This window comes from Streptomyces sp. HNM0575 (assembly GCF_012726265.1).
Classification (GTDB): Bacteria; Actinomycetota; Actinomycetes; order Streptomycetales; family Streptomycetaceae; genus Streptomyces.
On the sequence record NZ_JAASAG010000016.1, the window covers coordinates 57150 to 74163 of the forward strand.

Annotated in this window: 12 protein-coding genes and 1 pseudogene; 9 read left to right on the forward strand and 4 right to left on the reverse strand. The window is 68.7% G+C overall.

From position 1 onward, the window contains the following. Nucleotides 1–2 precede the first annotated feature (2 nt). Nucleotides 3–953, forward strand: coding sequence for a bifunctional riboflavin kinase/FAD synthetase (locus tag HCC61_RS28560; RefSeq protein ID WP_169140446.1), 951 nt, complete (start codon nt 3–5; stop codon nt 951–953). 220 nt (nt 954–1173) lie between these two features. Here HCC61_RS28560 and HCC61_RS28565 read toward each other — a convergent pair whose 3' ends face one another. From HCC61_RS28565 to eccE, 4 genes and pseudogenes are all read right to left on the reverse strand, one after another. Continuing rightward, the gene (locus HCC61_RS28565) at nt 1174–3615 is read right to left on the reverse strand and encodes a MinD/ParA family protein (protein WP_169140448.1); all 2442 of its coding nucleotides are present in this window, start codon (nt 3613–3615) and stop codon (nt 1174–1176) included. Between the two features lie 687 nt (nt 3616–4302). Continuing rightward, nucleotides 4303–4518: pseudogene (locus HCC61_RS31360) on the reverse strand (SCO5717 family growth-regulating ATPase); the annotation flags it as partial. A 323-nt stretch (nt 4519–4841) separates the two neighbouring features. Then, the gene (locus HCC61_RS28570) at nt 4842–5711 is read right to left on the reverse strand and encodes a hypothetical protein (RefSeq protein WP_240969374.1); all 870 of its coding nucleotides are present in this window, start codon (nt 5709–5711) and stop codon (nt 4842–4844) included. Nucleotides 5712–5725: 14 nt separating this feature from the next. Next, complete coding sequence (eccE, locus tag HCC61_RS28575; protein WP_169140450.1) at nt 5726–7051, reverse strand: type VII secretion protein EccE; 1326 nt, start codon at nt 7049–7051, stop codon at nt 5726–5728. Between the two features lie 590 nt (nt 7052–7641). Between eccE and eccB the strand changes: the two genes are divergently transcribed. The 8 genes from eccB to mycP (HCC61_RS28615) all read left to right on the forward strand — a co-directional run bounded on the left by eccB (nt 7642) and on the right by mycP (HCC61_RS28615) (nt 16492). After that, nucleotides 7642–9192, forward strand: a complete 1551-nt coding sequence (gene eccB, locus HCC61_RS28580; RefSeq protein WP_169140452.1) for a type VII secretion protein EccB — start codon at nt 7642–7644, stop codon at nt 9190–9192. Nucleotides 9193–9550: 358 nt separating this feature from the next. Further along, the gene (locus tag HCC61_RS28585) at nt 9551–9862 is read left to right on the forward strand and encodes a WXG100 family type VII secretion target (RefSeq protein WP_070018068.1); all 312 of its coding nucleotides are present in this window, start codon (nt 9551–9553) and stop codon (nt 9860–9862) included. A 90-nt stretch (nt 9863–9952) separates the two neighbouring features. Continuing rightward, entirely contained in the window at nt 9953–10243 is a 291-nt protein-coding gene (locus HCC61_RS28590; RefSeq protein WP_169140454.1) for a WXG100 family type VII secretion target, read from the forward strand. Between the two features lie 144 nt (nt 10244–10387). Beyond that, a complete protein-coding gene (mycP, locus tag HCC61_RS28595; protein WP_169140456.1) occupies nt 10388–11773 on the forward strand; it encodes a type VII secretion-associated serine protease mycosin in 1386 nt (461 codons plus the stop codon). Nucleotides 11774–11799: 26 nt separating this feature from the next. Beyond that, complete coding sequence (locus HCC61_RS28600) at nt 11800–12129, forward strand: hypothetical protein (protein ID WP_169140458.1); 330 nt, start codon at nt 11800–11802, stop codon at nt 12127–12129. Between the two features lie 40 nt (nt 12130–12169). Further along, on the forward strand, nt 12170–13681 hold the full coding sequence (locus HCC61_RS31365; protein WP_169140460.1) for a hypothetical protein: 1512 nt from the start codon (nt 12170–12172) through the stop codon (nt 13679–13681). 94 nt (nt 13682–13775) lie between these two features. Then, a complete protein-coding gene (locus tag HCC61_RS28610; protein ID WP_240969376.1) occupies nt 13776–15080 on the forward strand; it encodes a S8 family serine peptidase in 1305 nt (434 codons plus the stop codon). Between the two features lie 80 nt (nt 15081–15160). Beyond that, complete coding sequence (mycP, locus tag HCC61_RS28615; RefSeq protein ID WP_169140374.1) at nt 15161–16492, forward strand: type VII secretion-associated serine protease mycosin; 1332 nt, start codon at nt 15161–15163, stop codon at nt 16490–16492. Nucleotides 16493–17014: the final 522 nt, after the last annotated feature.

The window sequence follows — 17014 nt, forward strand, 5'->3', positions numbered from 1 at the left end:
ACGTGCAGCGCTGGCGTGGCTTGGAGGACATCCCGGAGGGGTGGGGGCGCAGCGTCGTCACCATCGGCTCGTACGACGGGGTGCACCGCGGGCACCAGCTGATCATCGACCGGACGGTGGCACGCGCCCGTGAGCTGGGCGTGCCCGCCGTCGTCGTCACCTTCGACCCCCACCCCAGCGAGGTCGTACGGCCCGGAAGCCACCCTCCGCTGCTCGCGCCGCATCCGCGCCGTGCGCAGATCATGGGGGAGCTGGGCGTGGACGAGGTGCTCGTGCTGCCCTTCACGGCCGAGTTCTCGCAGCTGACGCCCGCCGACTTCGTCGCGAAGGTACTGGTCGACAAGCTGCACGCGTGCAGCGTCGTGGAGGGGCCCAACTTCCGCTTCGGGCACAGGGCTTCGGGCGACGTCGCGTTCCTGGCCGAGCTGGGTCAGACGTACGACTACGAGGTCGTGGTCGTCGACCTCTACGAACGGGGCGCGGCCGGAGGCGGCGAGCCCTTCTCCTCGACGCTCGTGCGGCGCCTCATCGCGGAGGGTGACACCGAGGGCGCCGCGGAGGTCCTGGGACGTCCGCACCGTGTCGAGGGCGTGGTCGTACGGGGCGCGCAGCGCGGCCGTCAACTGGGCTACCCCACGGCCAACGTCGAGACCGTCCCGCACACCGCGGTGCCCGCCGACGGCGTCTACGCGGGCTGGCTGAACGCCGACGGCGAGCGGATGCCCGCGGCGATCTCCGTGGGCACGAACCCCCAGTTCGACGGGACCGAACGCACCGTCGAGGCGTACGCGATCGACCGTGTGGATCTGGACCTGTACGGCAAGCACGTCTCCGTCGACTTCCTCCAGTACATCCGCGGCCAGGAGAAGTTCGACACCCTCGACGCCCTGATGGAGCGGATGGCCGACGACGTCGACCGCTGCCGTGCGCTGGTGGCGGGCGCGGAGGCGTAACCGCAGCCGGGGCGGCCGCACGTCGCGGAACGGGCTCGCGGAACGCGCTCGCGGAACGGGCTGACGCGGGGACGCCGCACCGACTGGCCGGACCGCGCTGACGACCGGCCGGACCGGGCGGACGCCGTCGTACGTACGTCACAGGCACACGGCGAGTGCCGGACGGGCGCACCCCGTCCGGCCCTTCGAGCGTCGGCGCCCTCCGGGCCGGTCGAGACCGCTAGCGCTGCGGCGGCACCTGCCCCGGAGGCTGCTGCGGCCACCCGCCGCCACCGCCTTGCTGCGGATACGGCTGCTGCCCCGGCTGTGGCTGTTGCTGCTGCGGGAACGGGTGCTGACCGTACGGCTGCTGCTGCGGGGGCTGGCCCTGCTGCTGGCCGGGCAGCGGGGGCGCCATCTGTGCGGGCGGGTTGTTGCCGTTCCCCGACCACAGTCCGTGCTCCTGCTGCTGACGTGCGAAGTCCTCGGCGATGAGGGCCGAGAGGTTGAAGTACGCCTCGCGCGTCTTGGGACGCATCATGTCCAGGTCCAACTCGGCGCCCGCGGAGAGGTGTTCGTCGAAAGGAATGGTGATCACGCCGCGGCAGCGCGTCTGGAAGTGCGCGACGATGTCCTCGACCTTGATCATCTTTCCGGTCTCGCGGACACCGGAGATGACGGTGATGCTCCGCTGCACCAGGTCCCCGTACCCGTGGGCCGAGAGCCAGTCGAGCGTCGTGCTCGCGCTGCTGGCGCCGTCCACGGACGGGGTGGAGATGATCACCAACTGGTCGGCGAGGTCGAGCACTCCGCGCATCGCCGAGTACAGCAGCCCGGTGCCCGAGTCGGTGAGGATGATCGGGTACTGCTTGCCGAGGATGTCGATCACCCGGCGGTAGTCGTCGTCGTTGAAGGTGGTGGAGACGGCCGGGTCCACGTCGTTCGCCAGGATCTCCAGCCCGGACGCCGCCTGCGAGGTGAAGCGGCGGATGTCCATGTAGCTGTTGAGATACGGGATCGCCGTCACCAGGTCGCGGATCGTCGCACCCGTCTCACGCCTGACGCGGCGCCCGAGGGTGCCCGCGTCGGGGTTCGCGTCGATGGCGATGACCTTGTCCTGCCGCTCCTGCGCGAGCGTCGAACCGAGCGCCGTCGTGGTCGTCGTCTTGCCTACGCCGCCCTTGAGGCTGATGACGGCGATGCGGTAGCAGGAGAGCACGGGCGTACGGATCAGGCTCAGCTTCCGCTCGCGCTCCGCCTCCTCCTTCTTGCCGCCGAAGCGGAACTTGCCGCCCAGCGCCGGGTTCTGGGAACGCGGCTTCTTGCGGTTATTGACCAGACGGTCCGACGAGAGCTCCACCGCTGCCGTGTAGCCGAGGGGGTTGCCGCCCTGGCCCTGGCGCCGCGCGTCCTCGGCGGGCGACTGTCCGGACGCCACGGCACCGGGATCGGCACCGGGCGGCGGGGGACCCTGGGGGCCGGGGCCCGCCGGTCCGGCAGGTCCTGCCGGGCCCGGCTGCTGCTGAGGCTGCTGGTAGGGCTGCCCGGGCTGGGGCGGCTGACCCGGCTGGGGCTGCTGAGCCTGCGGGCCGGGCTGGCCTTGCTGGGGGTAGCCGTAACCCTGTGCGCCCGGCTGACTTTGCTGCGGATAGCCGTAACCCTGTGGAGGCTGGGCCTGCTGCTGGGGTGGCTGTGCCTGTGGGGGTTGGGGCTGGGCCTGCTGGCCTGGCTGTGGGTAGCCGTAGCCCTGCGGTGGCTGGGCCTGCTGGGGATACCCGTAACCGGGTTGTGCGGCTTGGGGGTTGGGAGGCGTCTGCTGCTGTGGCGGTTGTGCCTGCGGGGGTTGGGGCTGTGCCTGCTGTCCCGGCTGCGGGTAGCCGTAGCCCTGTGGTGGCTGGGCCTGCTGGGGATACCCGTAACCGGGTTGTGCGGCTTGGGGGTTGGGAGGCGTCTGCTGCTGTGGTGGCTGAGCCTGCGGCGGCTGTGGCTGTGCCTGCTGCGGATAGCCGTAGCCGGGCTGTGCGGGCTGTTGTGCTTGTGCGGGCTGCTGCTGCCAGCCCTGCTGGGGGTAGCCGTAACCCTGCGGAGGCTGGGCCTGCTGTGGCGGTTGTGCCTGCGGCGGTTGAGGCTGGGCCTGCTGTGGGTAGCCATAACCGCCCTGCTGCGGCGGCTGCGTGGGCGTACCGGCCGCAGGCGTACCGGCCGCAGGCGTACCAGGAGCAGGGGTCTCCGCGGACGGGGCCGCGGCGGCGGGCGGCGGATTGGCCGCTACGGGCGCGCCGTCCGTTTCGGATGTCGCGGGCTGGAAGTCCGGGGGCAGCGGCGGCAGTTCGTCGGACTGAGCGGGCTGTGCCACATCGCCGCCGTCGGCCGACGGTGCCCAGGGCGCGTTCTCCTGGGGGAGTGGCGCCGGTCCGGCGACTGGGCCCTCCTCCGGCGGCGGTGCTATGCCGGAGTGGCCGTCTCCGCTGTCGTCGGCGGAGACGGACTCCTCCGCCTCCTCCTCGGCAGCGGCGTCCGCCGTCCCGGGGCCGTCCTCATCCGCCGGCTCCTCGCCGGACGTACGGGACTCCTCGGCGCTCCCGATGTCCCCGGTCGCGACGCTGCCCGTGCTGTAGGTGCCGTCCGCGATGCCCGTGCTGCCGGTGTCCTGACCGTCGGGCCGGGGCGTCTCGCCCGTCATGGACGGATCGTCCTCGGCGGAAGTCCCTTCATCGGCACGGGAGTCGTCGTCCGCAGCCGCGGCGGGGGACACGTCGCCGGAGTCGGCGCCCACCGTGCCCTCAGCGCGGTCACCGTCGTCTGCCGGCGACCGCCAGTCCTCGGCCGACTGCGGGACGGACGGGAAGGAAGGGAAAGAGGGGAACGACGGAGGAGAGTGCGCAGAGGTCTCCGAGGTTCTTTCCGGGGGCGCCTCCGCAGTCGCTTCCGTCGCCTCCGGTTCGGCCCCCGCCGGCTGCTGCCACTCCTGCCGTCCGCCCTGCTCCTGCTGATCCGGCTGCGGCCTCGAGTCGTCCGGCGTGAGGGGCGCGAACATCCGGGTGGCGTCCGGGGCATGCGTGCCGAACGAGCCGCTCGGTGGCCCGGACGGGCTGAACGGCTGGTTCCGGGGGTCGTGTTCGACAGGCTCCGGCGTCGGGGGGGCCTGCGGAGGGGGAGGCGGCGAAGGCGCCGAATACGGGGGCTCGGGAGCGAAGGGACCGTTACCGGGACCCGGCCCGTGACCGGCTGGACCCGCCGGCTCCCCGGGCTGCGCACCCGGAAGCGGCTGCGGCGGGCTCGTACCCGCGAACGGGGCAGGCGTCGTCGGACCGCTCGGATTCTCCCCGACGCCGGGGGTGTTGGGGGCGGCGGCACTGTCCGCGTCCTGCGTGTACCAGGCAGGGGGCGTGTAGTCGATGGTGAACTGCCCCGTCGACTCAGTGTCGTTCTCGGGCGCTGAGTCAGCGTCGAACCGATCGGTATCGGGCCCCGTCCTGCCCCAGCGGATCTCGTCCCGATCGCTGCTCACAATGCCTCCTGCTGTGTGGTCGCACACCCCGTTTGTTGCGCAGTGGCCCAGCCTAATCACGATGGCTCCGGGCACGGCACTGTGGCCCCGTCGTGCTCAGTGCCCGGGGGCCACTTCTGTTCGACTCTGCTCCGACTCAACCAGCCGAAGGTCTCGGTCCAGTCTCGGAGCACGCCGTCCGGCGGTCAACTTTCCGCCGATTCACGCCTGCTGTCCGTCCTGTACCCCGGCGGTGCGGGCAGGCATGTGCGGAGGCAGGGGCGTTACGGGTGACGAGTGTCAGGCGAGGAGGGCGCTGACGGGTGACGGCACCGGGAGCAGGGGCCCGGTGCCCGCGGAACCGGCCGCGCCGAACCGGCCGTGCGCCGAACGGAGTTCGGTCCGGACCGGAACGAAGTTCAGTCCAGACGCCGGGCGTTGCCGAGCAGTCCCGCCTCGACGTCCGTCGGCTGCGTCAGCGAGTAGTACCTGTCCTTGCGAGTGCACCAAAGAGTGACGCCGTCGCCCAGCGTCGGAAGCGCGTCGGTCTCCTCGCGCGGCAGCCGCATCGTCCGTGCCAGATGTGACGACTCCTCCGGGGACACCCGCTGGATGCCCACGAGCGACGACGTCTGCAACAGCCGTGGCGCGGCCGGGCTCAAGTAGGGAAGCAGCGTCACCACGGACTGCCACGGCGCCGAAGTCACGCGCCCGCGCGGCGGTTTCATGCCGCAATCGCGGATGATGACGACGGGGCTGCTCACGGACGGGCCGAGCGACGGCACATGGCCGACGTCGTACAGCGTCATGCACTGCTGCTCCGCGCCCGCGGCCCGCACCAGCGACGTCCACACATGTGCACGGCCCGTCTCCACGGCGACGCGCGCGCCCGTGCCCGCGGCCCGCAGCGCCAGCACCTGCGCCGTCCACAGACCGCCGATGAGCAGCACGTCGTACGCCGTCCGCCGGCTGAGGCCCAGCACCGCGGGCTGCCGCTGCGCGTCCGTGCCGATGACCACGCCGTCGTCGCCGAGGGGCACCCCTATGGCGCCCAGCTGCTCCACCGCGACGCGGTGCCGCAGATGACGGGGCCCGCGCAGGCCGAATCCGGGACGGCGCGGCCGGGCCGCCTGCTCCTGTTCGTCGGACTGGCCGAAGACCGGGATGACTCCCGTGTCGGTGGCCGTCGCCACGTGCCGCGGCTGTGCCGGTTCGCCGTCCTGCCCCAGGCCGCCCTGCGGCTGCTGGCGCCCCAGGCCCGCACCGGGCATGCCGGTCTGCCTGGGCATCATCGGAGTGGACATCAGGCGGTGCCTCCGAGGGGCAGAGTGGCGAGCACGCCGGGCACTTGCTCCCGGTCCAGCGGGACGAGTCCGGTCTTCGCCCGGCTCGCCGTGCGCTGGAGTTCACGCCGCGCGGTGGACAGGTCGTTCTCGCTGTGGGTGACGATGCGCACGTGCCCCGAGATGGCGGCCGAACGCCCGTCGCCCCGGCCGAGCGTCAGGCTGAAGACGGAGGTGAACACGCGCAGCGAAGTGAGGATCGACGCGAGGTGCGCCGAACTCACCGCGCTCGGGCCGACCTGCGGCCAGCGGCTGATCCAGTACGTCGTGTGCCACCGGTCGTCGCAGCGCCAGCCGCGCACCGACTCCTCCGTACGGCGCTGCGCCGGGCGGCCGTCGGGCGAAGCGGCGTTGCCCGCACGCGGGTTGAGGCACGAGGAGGTGGCGAGGGCCTGGACGACCTCACTCTCGTTGAGCACCGACGCACTGAACCCCGCGCCTTCGAGCCGGCTCGCGAGCTGATCCGCCGCGCGCACCAACGAGCGCTGCGCGCCGCCGAGTCCGCCTCCGCGCGCCTCGATCGCCTCGGGCGTCAGCTCGGGCGTGAGCTTCAGCGCCACCCAGGTCATACGGAGCGACGGGATTCCCGAAGCCTCCTGGAGCGTCCCGTACGACCGGGCCACCACGGACTGTTCGGGCAGGTGCGGCGCCGGAGCGGGCTGTGTGTGCTGCACGATCTGCACGGACTCCAGACGGATGTCGTCGGTCGTCAGCGCGTCGTGGAGCACATCGAGCGGTACGGGGCGCTCGACGCGGCCGGTGCGCCCCGGGCGCAGCGGAGCGTCCTTGCCCTCCACCGCGATAAGAGCGGTCAGGAACGTGCCGTCGCCGACCATGCCGACCGCACGGTCCTCACGCGTCACATAGGTGGACGTCTGCACCGCGGGATCGCACTCGACGACCGGCACGAGGCTGGGATCCGTGCCCGCGGGGACCGGGTACTTGGCGCCGCGCTTGCGCCGCCGCAGCGAGCGCTTCAGCTCGTACCACTCCGACAACGGGTGCTGCCTGCGGCGCACCAGGGCGAACACCGTCAGCAGCCCGGCCGCCACGGCGGCGGGCAGCAGCAGCCACTTCTGCACGATCCACGCGAGCAGCAGCAGCCCGGCGGCGATCTCGATCAGCACCAGTTGCTGGAGCCGCACGGGGCCGAAGCTGCCGGCCTTGCTGCTCAGCCGCAGCGTCGCGTTGGCGGGCGGCTGCGAGGCGCCTGCGGCCTGTTGCTCGTCGTTCCGCTGCGACGGAACGCGCCGGTCCCCGGACCGGCTGCGGGTGGCGCTCGTCATCCCCCGTACTTCCCCTTCGAGATGTCGTCTGCACGGCTCCCGGAACGGCTGCCGACCGCGCCCGCCGATTCCGCTCGCGGACGCGTGCAGACCGACGTCGTGTTCGCGGTCCCCGCCGATTCGGCGTCTGCGGTCGCCCCCTGCCGTGCCGTCGGTTCACAGGCTCCACATGTACGTGTGCGCGCGTGACGTGCGCGTACGACGCGGAACCGGACCGGCCCGCAACGCAACGGACGCCGGCCGGACGTCAGGATACTCATCGCGGACGGGGTCCCGCAGGCGGCCGGTGGTCATCGCAAGTGAGGGCATTGTGCGGATACCGCGACCCTTGGCGGATGTGCCCGCTCCCGCGCCACCCTGTCGTTTGCGTACACACCGCGGCGCGGCATAGTAGTGCAGTCGGGGGAGGCGGACTCGGGGGCGGCGCGGAGCCGCGCAGGGCGGCGGCGCACACGGCGCACACGACGACCCGGGACCGCACACCGCCGGAGGATGAGGCGGAGCGGACCGGTGCGCACGCCGGTGCACGCTCCAAGTCACCACCAGCACCGGGTACTTCACCAGCACGGAAACGGGAGAGACGGGGACCGATGGCGACGCGGCGGGACGAGCTCAGCGCCCACACCTTCGCGCGGAAGCGCACGCTTGCAGCCTTTCTACAGCCGGAATCGAGAGTGTCCGACGAGGAGGCCCCGCGTCCCGTACGGGCGATGATGCCCAGCATGGTGGTGGGGCTGGTGCTGGTCGCCGGCGCCGTCGCGTGGGGAGCGATCGCCCCCAGCGCGCCCCACGGCTGGAGCACGGTGGGCGAGCACATCATCGTGGACAGCGACTCCACGACCAGGTATGTGGTCCTCAAGGAGCGCGACAAGAACGGCAAGAAGGTCCCCCAGCTCCACCCGGTGCTGAACTTCGCCTCCGCCAAGCTCGTCCTGGACAAGGGCAAGGGCCAGGTCATAGAGGTCTCCGGCAAGGACATCGACGAGAGCACCGTCGCGCGCGGCTCCACCATCGGCATTCCCTACGCGCCGGACCGGCTGCCCAGCACGGCCGACGCCGAGTCCCCGAAGGAGTGGGCCGTCTGCGAGAAGCCGGGCTCCCACGCCCGAGGCGAGCCGCAGCAGGGCATGTTCGTACTCGGCGGGCAGGACAAGAACAAGCTCAAGGACAAGAACCGCCTGGGCGACGGCGAAGCAATGTTCGTCGAGGACAGCAAGACCGGCGACCAGTACATGGTCGACGGGACGGGCACCAAGATGCTTCTTCACGACCGCATGCGGGAGAACGCCAAGTTCCTGAAGGAGCGGAGCCTGCTGACAAGGCTCGCCATCAAGAACCCCGGCGACCCGCAGAAGGTGTCCAGCCAGTGGCTGGAGACGCTCAACACCGGCGACCCCCTCACCTTTCCGTACCTGGGCGGCGCCGGGGCGGGGAGTCCCGCGTCGTTCTCCGGGGCGGACCAACTCCCGCCCGAGGGCCGAGAGGTCGGAAAGGTGCTGAGGTCCAGGGCCGGTAACACGTCGTACTACTACGTCGTGATGAAGGACAAGGTGCAGCGCACGACACCGCTCGTCGGCAAGCTCGCCATGGGCGGGGCGGGCCTGGGACAGCAGAAGCCAATCACCGTCAACGAGCTCCAGATGGCCAACGCGGGTGCGAGCGAGAACACGGCCACCGGAGGCAAGGGCTGGCCGCGGGACATCATGAACCAGGTCAACCGCCCCGCTGAGGGGATTGGTTCGACCTCGCGCACCGTCTCGTGCAGCGTCTACACGGGCAAGACGTCCGGCGGCAAGCCGCAACTCGCCGCGTGGGCGGGCCCGCGGTACCCGGCCAACATCGTCGACGGCGCGGCGAGCGCGTACGTCAGCTCCGGTTCCGGGCTGCTCTACCAGGAGGTCACCGGGAGCGGAAGCCGGAGCGGCACCCAGTACCTGCTGACGGACTCCGGTCTGCGCTACGCGTTGCCCAAGGGCGGCGGTGACAGCCAGCAGGGCTCGGGCTCCAGCGAGAAGAGCCCCACCGCGCGCCTCGGCTACGAGAAGGCCAAGGTCGCGCCCGTGCCGCGGAGTTGGTCCTCGCTGCTGCCGAAGGGGCCCACGCTGGACACCAGGAGCGCGTCGCAGGAACAGGGACTGTGAGGGGCGCGTGACAGCCGTAACGACTTCGCGTATCGGCCGGCGGATTCCCGTGTAGCGCACAAGTCCCGTCTTAGGGGCGGGAGTTGCGTCATTCCCGCGGGTTTGAAGGGTTTCGCGGGGTGGGCCGGGGGCAGGGTCAGTGCGGTGCACGAAAGTGCCGGCTGCGCCGCGATCACGAATCGATCGCGGCGGTGTGTTGACCACGTGACGGTAATGGCATGCGAACGGCTGTGTCGGTGGGGCAAGGTAGTGTTCTCACGGTGTCAGCTGACGGCCCGTTCTGTACGTGGCATAGGGTGACCCATCAGCCCGACGCGGGCTGCTGAGACGTTACAGAAGACATGGGGGAAGGTGCGCCATGGCAGGACAGTTTCGGGTAACAGAGGACGAGCTCCGGGCTCTGTCGTCCAAGATCAGCGAGGTCAACAGCTCCGTCCAGGGTGAGGTAAAGCGCCTCGACGGTGTGATCTCCCAGATCGCCGGCGGATGGCAGGGTCAGGCGGCCAGCGCTTACCACCGGCTCCAGCAGCAGTGGAACGAGGATGCGCGCAAGATGAACAACATCCTCAACGACATCAAGGAAGCGGTCGACTCCACCCGCCAGAACTACTCGGCGACGGAAGAGCAGCAGAACTCCGAGGTCAGCAAGATCATGTCGGACTTCGGCTGATCAAGGTCCACTCGACCGGTCAACCGGCGTCCGCGCCATACGAGTTCACAGCTACTGCTACCGAAGAATCGCTGAAGGAGGAGTCGTAAAGTGTCCGGAATTCTCGTCAATTTTCAGACGGTGTCGCAGGCTTCCCAGGACGTGAGGTCCACGGCCGGCCGCATCAAGAGCCAGCTGGACGACCTCGAGGCCATGGTGAAGCGCGTCGCCAACACCTGGGAGGGCTCCGCCCAGGAGGGTTACCAGGCCAAGCAGCGCCAGTGGGACCAGACGGCGGACCACCTGCACCAGGTTCTGCTCAAGATCTCGACCGCGCTTCAGAACTCGGCGGACAACTACCAGTCCACCGAGAAGAGCAACGCGAACGTCTGGGGCAACTGAGCTACCGGCAGCGCCCGTACGAGGAGTGGGTCCGGCCGTCACCGGCCGGCCCGCTCCTGCCGTTGCGTCAAGGGCGTTCGACCGGGCCGGGGTGAGCACGTCGGCACGGACCGGCGTCCCCCGGGGGAGAAGAACACCATGTCCATGCCTGCCAGTGGATCCGATGTCAGCGGGTCCGATGAGAACGCCCTGAGCACGGGGGCCGTCGGGCGGCGCTCCCGCAAGACCCGCTGCGCGCAGCGGGCGTTCGTGGTGCTCGCGGCGCTGGGACTCACGGCCGTCGGCACCGCGGTGCCCGCCACCGCGGATGAGGCGCATCACCGGCAGCCCGGCGGTTCGTCCGCCGGCCGGGAGCATGCCCGTACGGGCCAGGATCCGGGTCTGGACAGCACCGGCGAATGCAAGTTCGGCGGCAAGGACATCAAGAGCACGCCGTGGTCGCTCCAGCGCGTACTGCTGGACGAGCTGTGGAGCGAGGCCACCGGCAAGGGCGTCACGGTCGCAGTGATCGACACCGGCGTCGACAAGGACAATCCGCAGATCCGCCCCGCACTCGGCTCCGGCGGCAAGGACTTCGTCGGCAAGTCGAAGAACGGCACGACCGACGTCGAGGGCCACGGCACCCGGGTCGCGGGCATCATCGCCGCCCGTAAGTCCAAGGACAAGGAATCGGGCTTCACCGGCATCGCGCCGGCCGCGGAGATCCTGCCGCTGCGCTACACGGGCAGTGAGGACCCGGAGGAGAAGGGCAACGCGAGGACGCTGGCCAAGGCCATCGACTACGCGGTGTCGAAGAAGGTCAAGATCATCAATATCTCCTCGGACACCGCGGACAAGAAGTCGAGTCCCGATCTTCAAGCAGCGATACAGAAGGCCGTGGACGCGGGGATCCTCGTGGTGGCCGCCGCGGGCAACGACGGAGCCAACGGGAAGCAGGAGTACACCTATCCCGCCTCGTACGAGGGGGTTCTGGCCGTCGCGGCCTCCGACCGCAACAACGAGCGGGCCTACTTCTCCCAGTCCGGGCGCTTCGTGGACATCGCCGCACCCGGAGTCGGCATGGTCTCCACCGTCCCGGACGGCGGCCAGTGCCCGGCCGACGGCACCTCGTTCTCCGCGCCGTACGTCGCGGGTGTGGCGGCGCTGATGTACGAGAAGTACCCCAACTGGGACGCACAGCAGATCGCCGGCCGGATGCAGCAGACCGCGGACCGGCCCGGCTCCAGGAACGACACCCAACTCGGGTGGGGCGTCGTCGATCCCGTCGCCGCCCTGACCGGTGACGACGACCCACCGCAGGACGAGCCGCACTCGGACACCCGGCAGCAGAGCCGCCATGTCACGCCGATGAACCTCACCGTCGGCGAGAGCGCCACGGAACGCACCCAGCGCATCTCGGTCTACGTCATGGCCGCAGGCACCGTACTGACACTTCTGATCGGCGGCACTGCCATCGCAGCCCGCGACCACCGCCGCAAGCGCTCACCCGAGGGCAACGCGGCAGACACCACAACTTCAACGAGGCATTAGGCAGCAGGGGGAGAGGAGACGGGGCAATGAGCAGCGGATACAAGGTCGATCTGAGCGCCCTGGACGAGGTCATCAAGAAGCTCAACCGCGTCGTCGACGACATGGGCGGCCCGCACACCTGCGCCAAGTACGAGACGTACCTGCCTCCGGGGTGGCTGGGGAAGGGCTTCGCGGAGGAAGAGGGCTTCCGCGGTGCGCACTCCGGAATGAAGGACGCGATCGAGGGCTACATCAAGCAACTGCAAGGCCTGATCAATCAGTTCAGCTCCAATGCGTCGCAGGTCCGCCGCAACTACGACGACCAGGAGCATAAGACCAAGCACGGTGTATCGACGGAAGCCGGTGGCGGCAAGTGACGTGCGCTGACCAGATTTCAACGGTGGGGAGTGGCAGCTGATGGGATATCCGGCTTACGAAGCGCCGTCACAGGAGCAGATCGAGGCTCAGCGGCGGGCGATCGAGCAGGCGAAGACGGACTCTCACAACGAAGGCCTGAAAGGTCACGAGAAAGAGATCTCGGACTACAAGAAGGTCAATGAGCAGTTCCACCTCAAGACCGACTTCACGACTCACGACATCGATCAGCTGAAGGGCATGATCGAGCACGCCAACCCGGACGGCGTTGACGGAATCGGCAAGAACTGGAAGCGAGTTCACGACAAGCTGGTCGGTGAGGGCGGTGGCGGGTCCCCTTCGGGCGACAGTGCCTACGGTCAGTTGAAGAAGGCCGTCGACGACGTACTCGAACACTGGGAAGGCGAGAGCGCCAACCAGTTCAAGGCCAAGGCTGAGAGAATCCTTCAGCAGATCACCAACAGCGCGTCGCACGCCCACAACGTGTCTCAGGTGATGACGCAGGCGTCGGACGACCTCCGTACACAGCGGGACGCGATCAGCAAGATCGAGAAGCCCAGCTGGTTCTCCAAGGCATGGGACTGCGTCACGGACTCCGGACGTGACGACAAGTACACGGAGCAGGACATCAAGAGCGGGAACATCCCGAAGGATCTGATCGCGCAGGCCAACGAGGGCTACATCGGGGCTGAGAAGGAAGAGCAGCTCAAGGCCGTCGCGATCATGGAGAACCTGGGGCGGAGCTACGTCGGGTACGGACAGCGGATCAAAACTCCGGTCGACCCTCCGGATCAGGGCGTGCCGCCTTCCAACCCCCAGACGCCGATGCCCGTGCCCATTCCAGCGCCGTCGGGCTCCGCATCCACACCCTCATCCGGTGGGAGGGTGAAGTCCTCAACGAGCATGGCCGGTACCAGCAAGGTGCCCGAGACGACCGGCCCCCGCGACCCTGGAATCTCCGGCGGTCAACAAGTACCGGCGAGTCAGACGAACGTCGACAGCCTGCCGTCGGGTATTTCCGGTGGAGGAACTGCCGGCGCCGCGGGCGGCGGTGCTGTCTCCGGAGCCGGGGCGGGTGGCGGCGTAGCCGGTGCCGGAGGCGCTGGGGCCACCGCCGGTGTGCCCGGTGGCGGACTCATCGGCGGAGCAGCCGCTGCCGGGGCCGCCCGGGGCGCCGCCGGACGTGCGGGTATCGGCGGTGCGGGCGGCATGGGCGCTCGCGGAGGCGGTGCCGCTGCCGGTGGCAGGGGAGCCGCAGGTGCTGCGGGGCGTGGCGCGCTGGCAAGGGCGAGGGGCGGTGTCGCCGGAGCCCCCAAGGGGATCAGCGGCGGCAAGCCTGCGACTCCCGGTGGCACGGGTCTTGGGAAGGGCCGGGGTGGTGCATCGGGAGCCGCCGGGCGAGGCGGCGCCGGGATGCTCGGCGGTGCACGGGGCACGAGCCAGCGGCCCGGAGAAGAAGAGCGCGACCAGGGAAGCCGTCCCGACTACTTGGTTGAGGACGAAGAGACCTGGACGCCGGAAGACGGCCGTAGCGTGCCGAAGACGATCGAGTAGAAACGGTGGCAGATAGCCACTGAGGAAGACGGATGGCCCTCGCGAGAAGCGGCTTCGCGGGGGCCGTCGTCGAGAGTACGAAGAGGAGCAGGAGTTGAGTCTTCGACGAGCGCTGCACCTGGTGGGCACCGGAGCGTTGACGGGGGCCCTGCTCCTCGGCTTCGTTCCATCAGCTTTTGCTGATGACATCCGTGACCGTCAGTGGGCCCTGGACTTCTTTGCAGCAGAGGATATTTGGCAGCAAGCCACAGGCAAGGAGGTGACCGTAGCTGTTGTCGACACCGGAGTGGACAAAGGTCACCCTGACCTCAAGGGCTCCGTACTTGCCGGCAAGAACTACACGGATGGGAAATCCGACACCATTGACGGTGGTCGGCATGGCACGGCGATGGCCAGCCTGATTGCTGCGCACGGTCATGGCGCAGGCGGCAAGTCCGGCATGAAAGGGCTGGCGCCCGAAGCCAAGATCATGCCCATCACCGTGCCGACTGCCTCCAGTTACGGCAACGGTATTCGGTACGCAGTCGATCACGGCGCTGATGTAGTCAATCTCTCGTATGCGGGACCTGACGACCAGGGAGATCGCGAGGCGGTCCAGTACGCGATCTCGAAGGATGCCGTCGTTGTGGCGGGTACCGGCAATTCTCCTGGCAAGCACAGGAACTACCCTGCGGCTTATCCCGGAGTGGTATCCGTGGGTGGTCTCGGGCGTGACGGGACCATGTGGGATGGGTCGTCCTGGGGGTCGAACACGACCCTGGTCGCGCCGGCCGAGGAAAACATCACGGCGAACAGGAGGCATGAATCCGGGTATGGAATCACCAGCGGCACCTCCGACGCCACTGCGTACGTCTCTGCCGCTGCGGCCTTGGTTCGGGAGAAGCATCCCGACCTCACTGCGGGGCAGGTCATCAATCGCTTGATCAAGTCGGCCAAGCCGCTGACGGATGCCAAGGGGAATGCGCCCAAGTTGCCGGATGAGAAGTTCGGTTATGGCGTGGTTCGGCCCTTCCGGGCTGTGACGTCTGACTATCCGGCGGGTCCGAAGGCCGGGCCGTTGGCTCAGGCGGACAAGCCGTCGGGTGCGGCCGCTGGGGACTCTGGTTCTGATTCGGGCTCGTCTTCGGACGACTCCTCGGGCTGGATGTTCGTGCTGGGCCCGCCGATCGTTCTCTTCGGGTTGATCTTCCTTGTGCTCGTGGGTGTCGCGGTTTTGATCGTGGTGCTGGTGAAGCGGAAGGACGGTCGGGATCGGGTGAGTGATCCATGGGGTTCGGGCGCTGGTCCGGCGGTGCCGCCGCAGCAGTATCCGGGGCAGCAAGTCCAGGCTCCAACGGGGCAGTTCGGTGGACCTCCGAACTCGCCGCCTCCGCCGCCGAACCAGCCTCCGTCGCGCTGAGCTGGTTCGCGCCCATCGACGGCCCTCGCGGGAACCAATCTCGCGGGGGCCGTCGTCGAAAGTATGAAGAGGAGCAGGAGTTGAGTCTCCGACGAGCGCTGCACCTGGTGGGCACCGGAGCGTTGACGGGGGCCCTGCTCCTCGGTTCCGCGCCCGCTGCCGGTGCGGATGATATTCGAGACCGGCAATGGGCCCTTGACGCCTTCGATGCCGACAAGATTTGGCAGCAGTCCACTGGCAAAGGCGTCACCGTCGCCGTGGTCGATTCTGGAGTTGACGCCTCCCATCCGGATCTCAAAGGACAGGTACTGAAGGGCAAGGACTTCACGAAGGAAGGGGGAAGTGCGCAAGAGGATTCTGACGGCCACGGGACTGCTATGGCTGGGTTGATCGCCGGGCGTGGTCATGGAGCGGGGGGCGGATCAGGCGTGAAGGGGCTCGCGCCGGACTCCAAGATTCTTCCCATCCGGTATCAGCACAAGGACTCTGAAGCAGGTGCTTCATTGGATGCGGGCGTGCGGTACGCGGTTCGTGAAGGTGCCGATGTCATCAACATCTCTCAGGTGACTCATCGCAATGCCGAGGATGCTCGGGCCATTGCGTACGCGACCAAGCACGACGTGGTCGTCGTTGCCGGAACTGGCAACGAGGGCATCGAGAAGAAGAATTACCCCGCTTCCTATCCGGGTGTGGTGTCGGTCGGTGGCGTCGACGACCGCGGAGCGGTGTGGGAAGACTCCTCCTGGGGGTCGAATACCACTCTGGCCGCTCCTGCTGTCAACAATGTTGTGACGAACTCGACTTACGAGTCGGGATACGCCATGGCCAAGGGCACGTCGGACGCGACGGCGTATGTGTCAGCGTCAGCGGCTCTGGTACGTGCCGAACACCCCGATCTCACTGCGGGTCAGGTGATCAATCGCTTGATCAAGACCGCCAAGGTGCCCGGTCCGGAAGAAGCACGTGATCCGAAACTGCCGGACGAGAAGTTCGGTTACGGGGTGGTCCGCCCGTACCGGGCCGTGACATACGACATTCCGGCGGGTCCGAAGGCGGGGCCGTTGGCTCAGGCGGACAAGCCGTCGGATGCGGCGGCGGGGGATGCGTCTTCGGGGTCGGGGTCGTCTTCGGAGGGTCCCTCGGGGTGGATGTTCGTGCTGGGTCCGCCGATCGTTCTGTTCGGGCTGATCTTCCTTGTGCTCGTGGGTGTCGCGGTTTTGGTTGTGGTGCTGGTGAAGCGGAAGGACGGTCGGGATCGGGTGAGTGATCCCTGGGGTTCAGGTGGTGGTCCGGCGGTGCCGCCGCAGCAGTATCCGGGGCAGCAGGTCCAGGCCCCGACGGGGCAGTTCGGCGGACCTCCGAGCTCGCCGCCTCCGCCGCCGAACCAGCCTCCGCCTACTCCGTGGCGATGAGCCGGCGGAAGCGGAGCAGCCGGGATCTACAGCTCAACCCGATCGGAGGGGCTTCGGGCCGGTGAGCACTCATCACGCGCCCGTGCGGGCGGCCGAGCGCACCAGCAGGACTGTTTGGTTCACGACGCCCATCGCCGCCATGATTGTAGTGGGTGCGTTGGTTCTCTGGGCGGTTTCGTCATCCCTGGTTGTGCGGCGTACGGCAGTACTCGTCTGCATCGGCGTCCTGCTGGTATGCATAGTTGCGCTCGTCGTGGCCAAGAGGGGCGCGGGTCGTCCCGGTCTCGCTCAGGCGTACGCGGCCGTATGTCCCCCGACGAGCAAGGTGGACGCATCGAGCGTGCTGCCTGCCTCCGTACCCTCCGGACGTTCACTGAGGATCCGTGGACTCGTGGGAATGGTGGGCTTCTTCGCTGCCCTCATCGGTATTTGGGGGCTTGCGGGTGGAGATGACATACATGCCAGCCAAGCTGCGGACATTCGCAGTTCGGGTGCTCAGATAGCTGAGGTCCCGGTGACGAA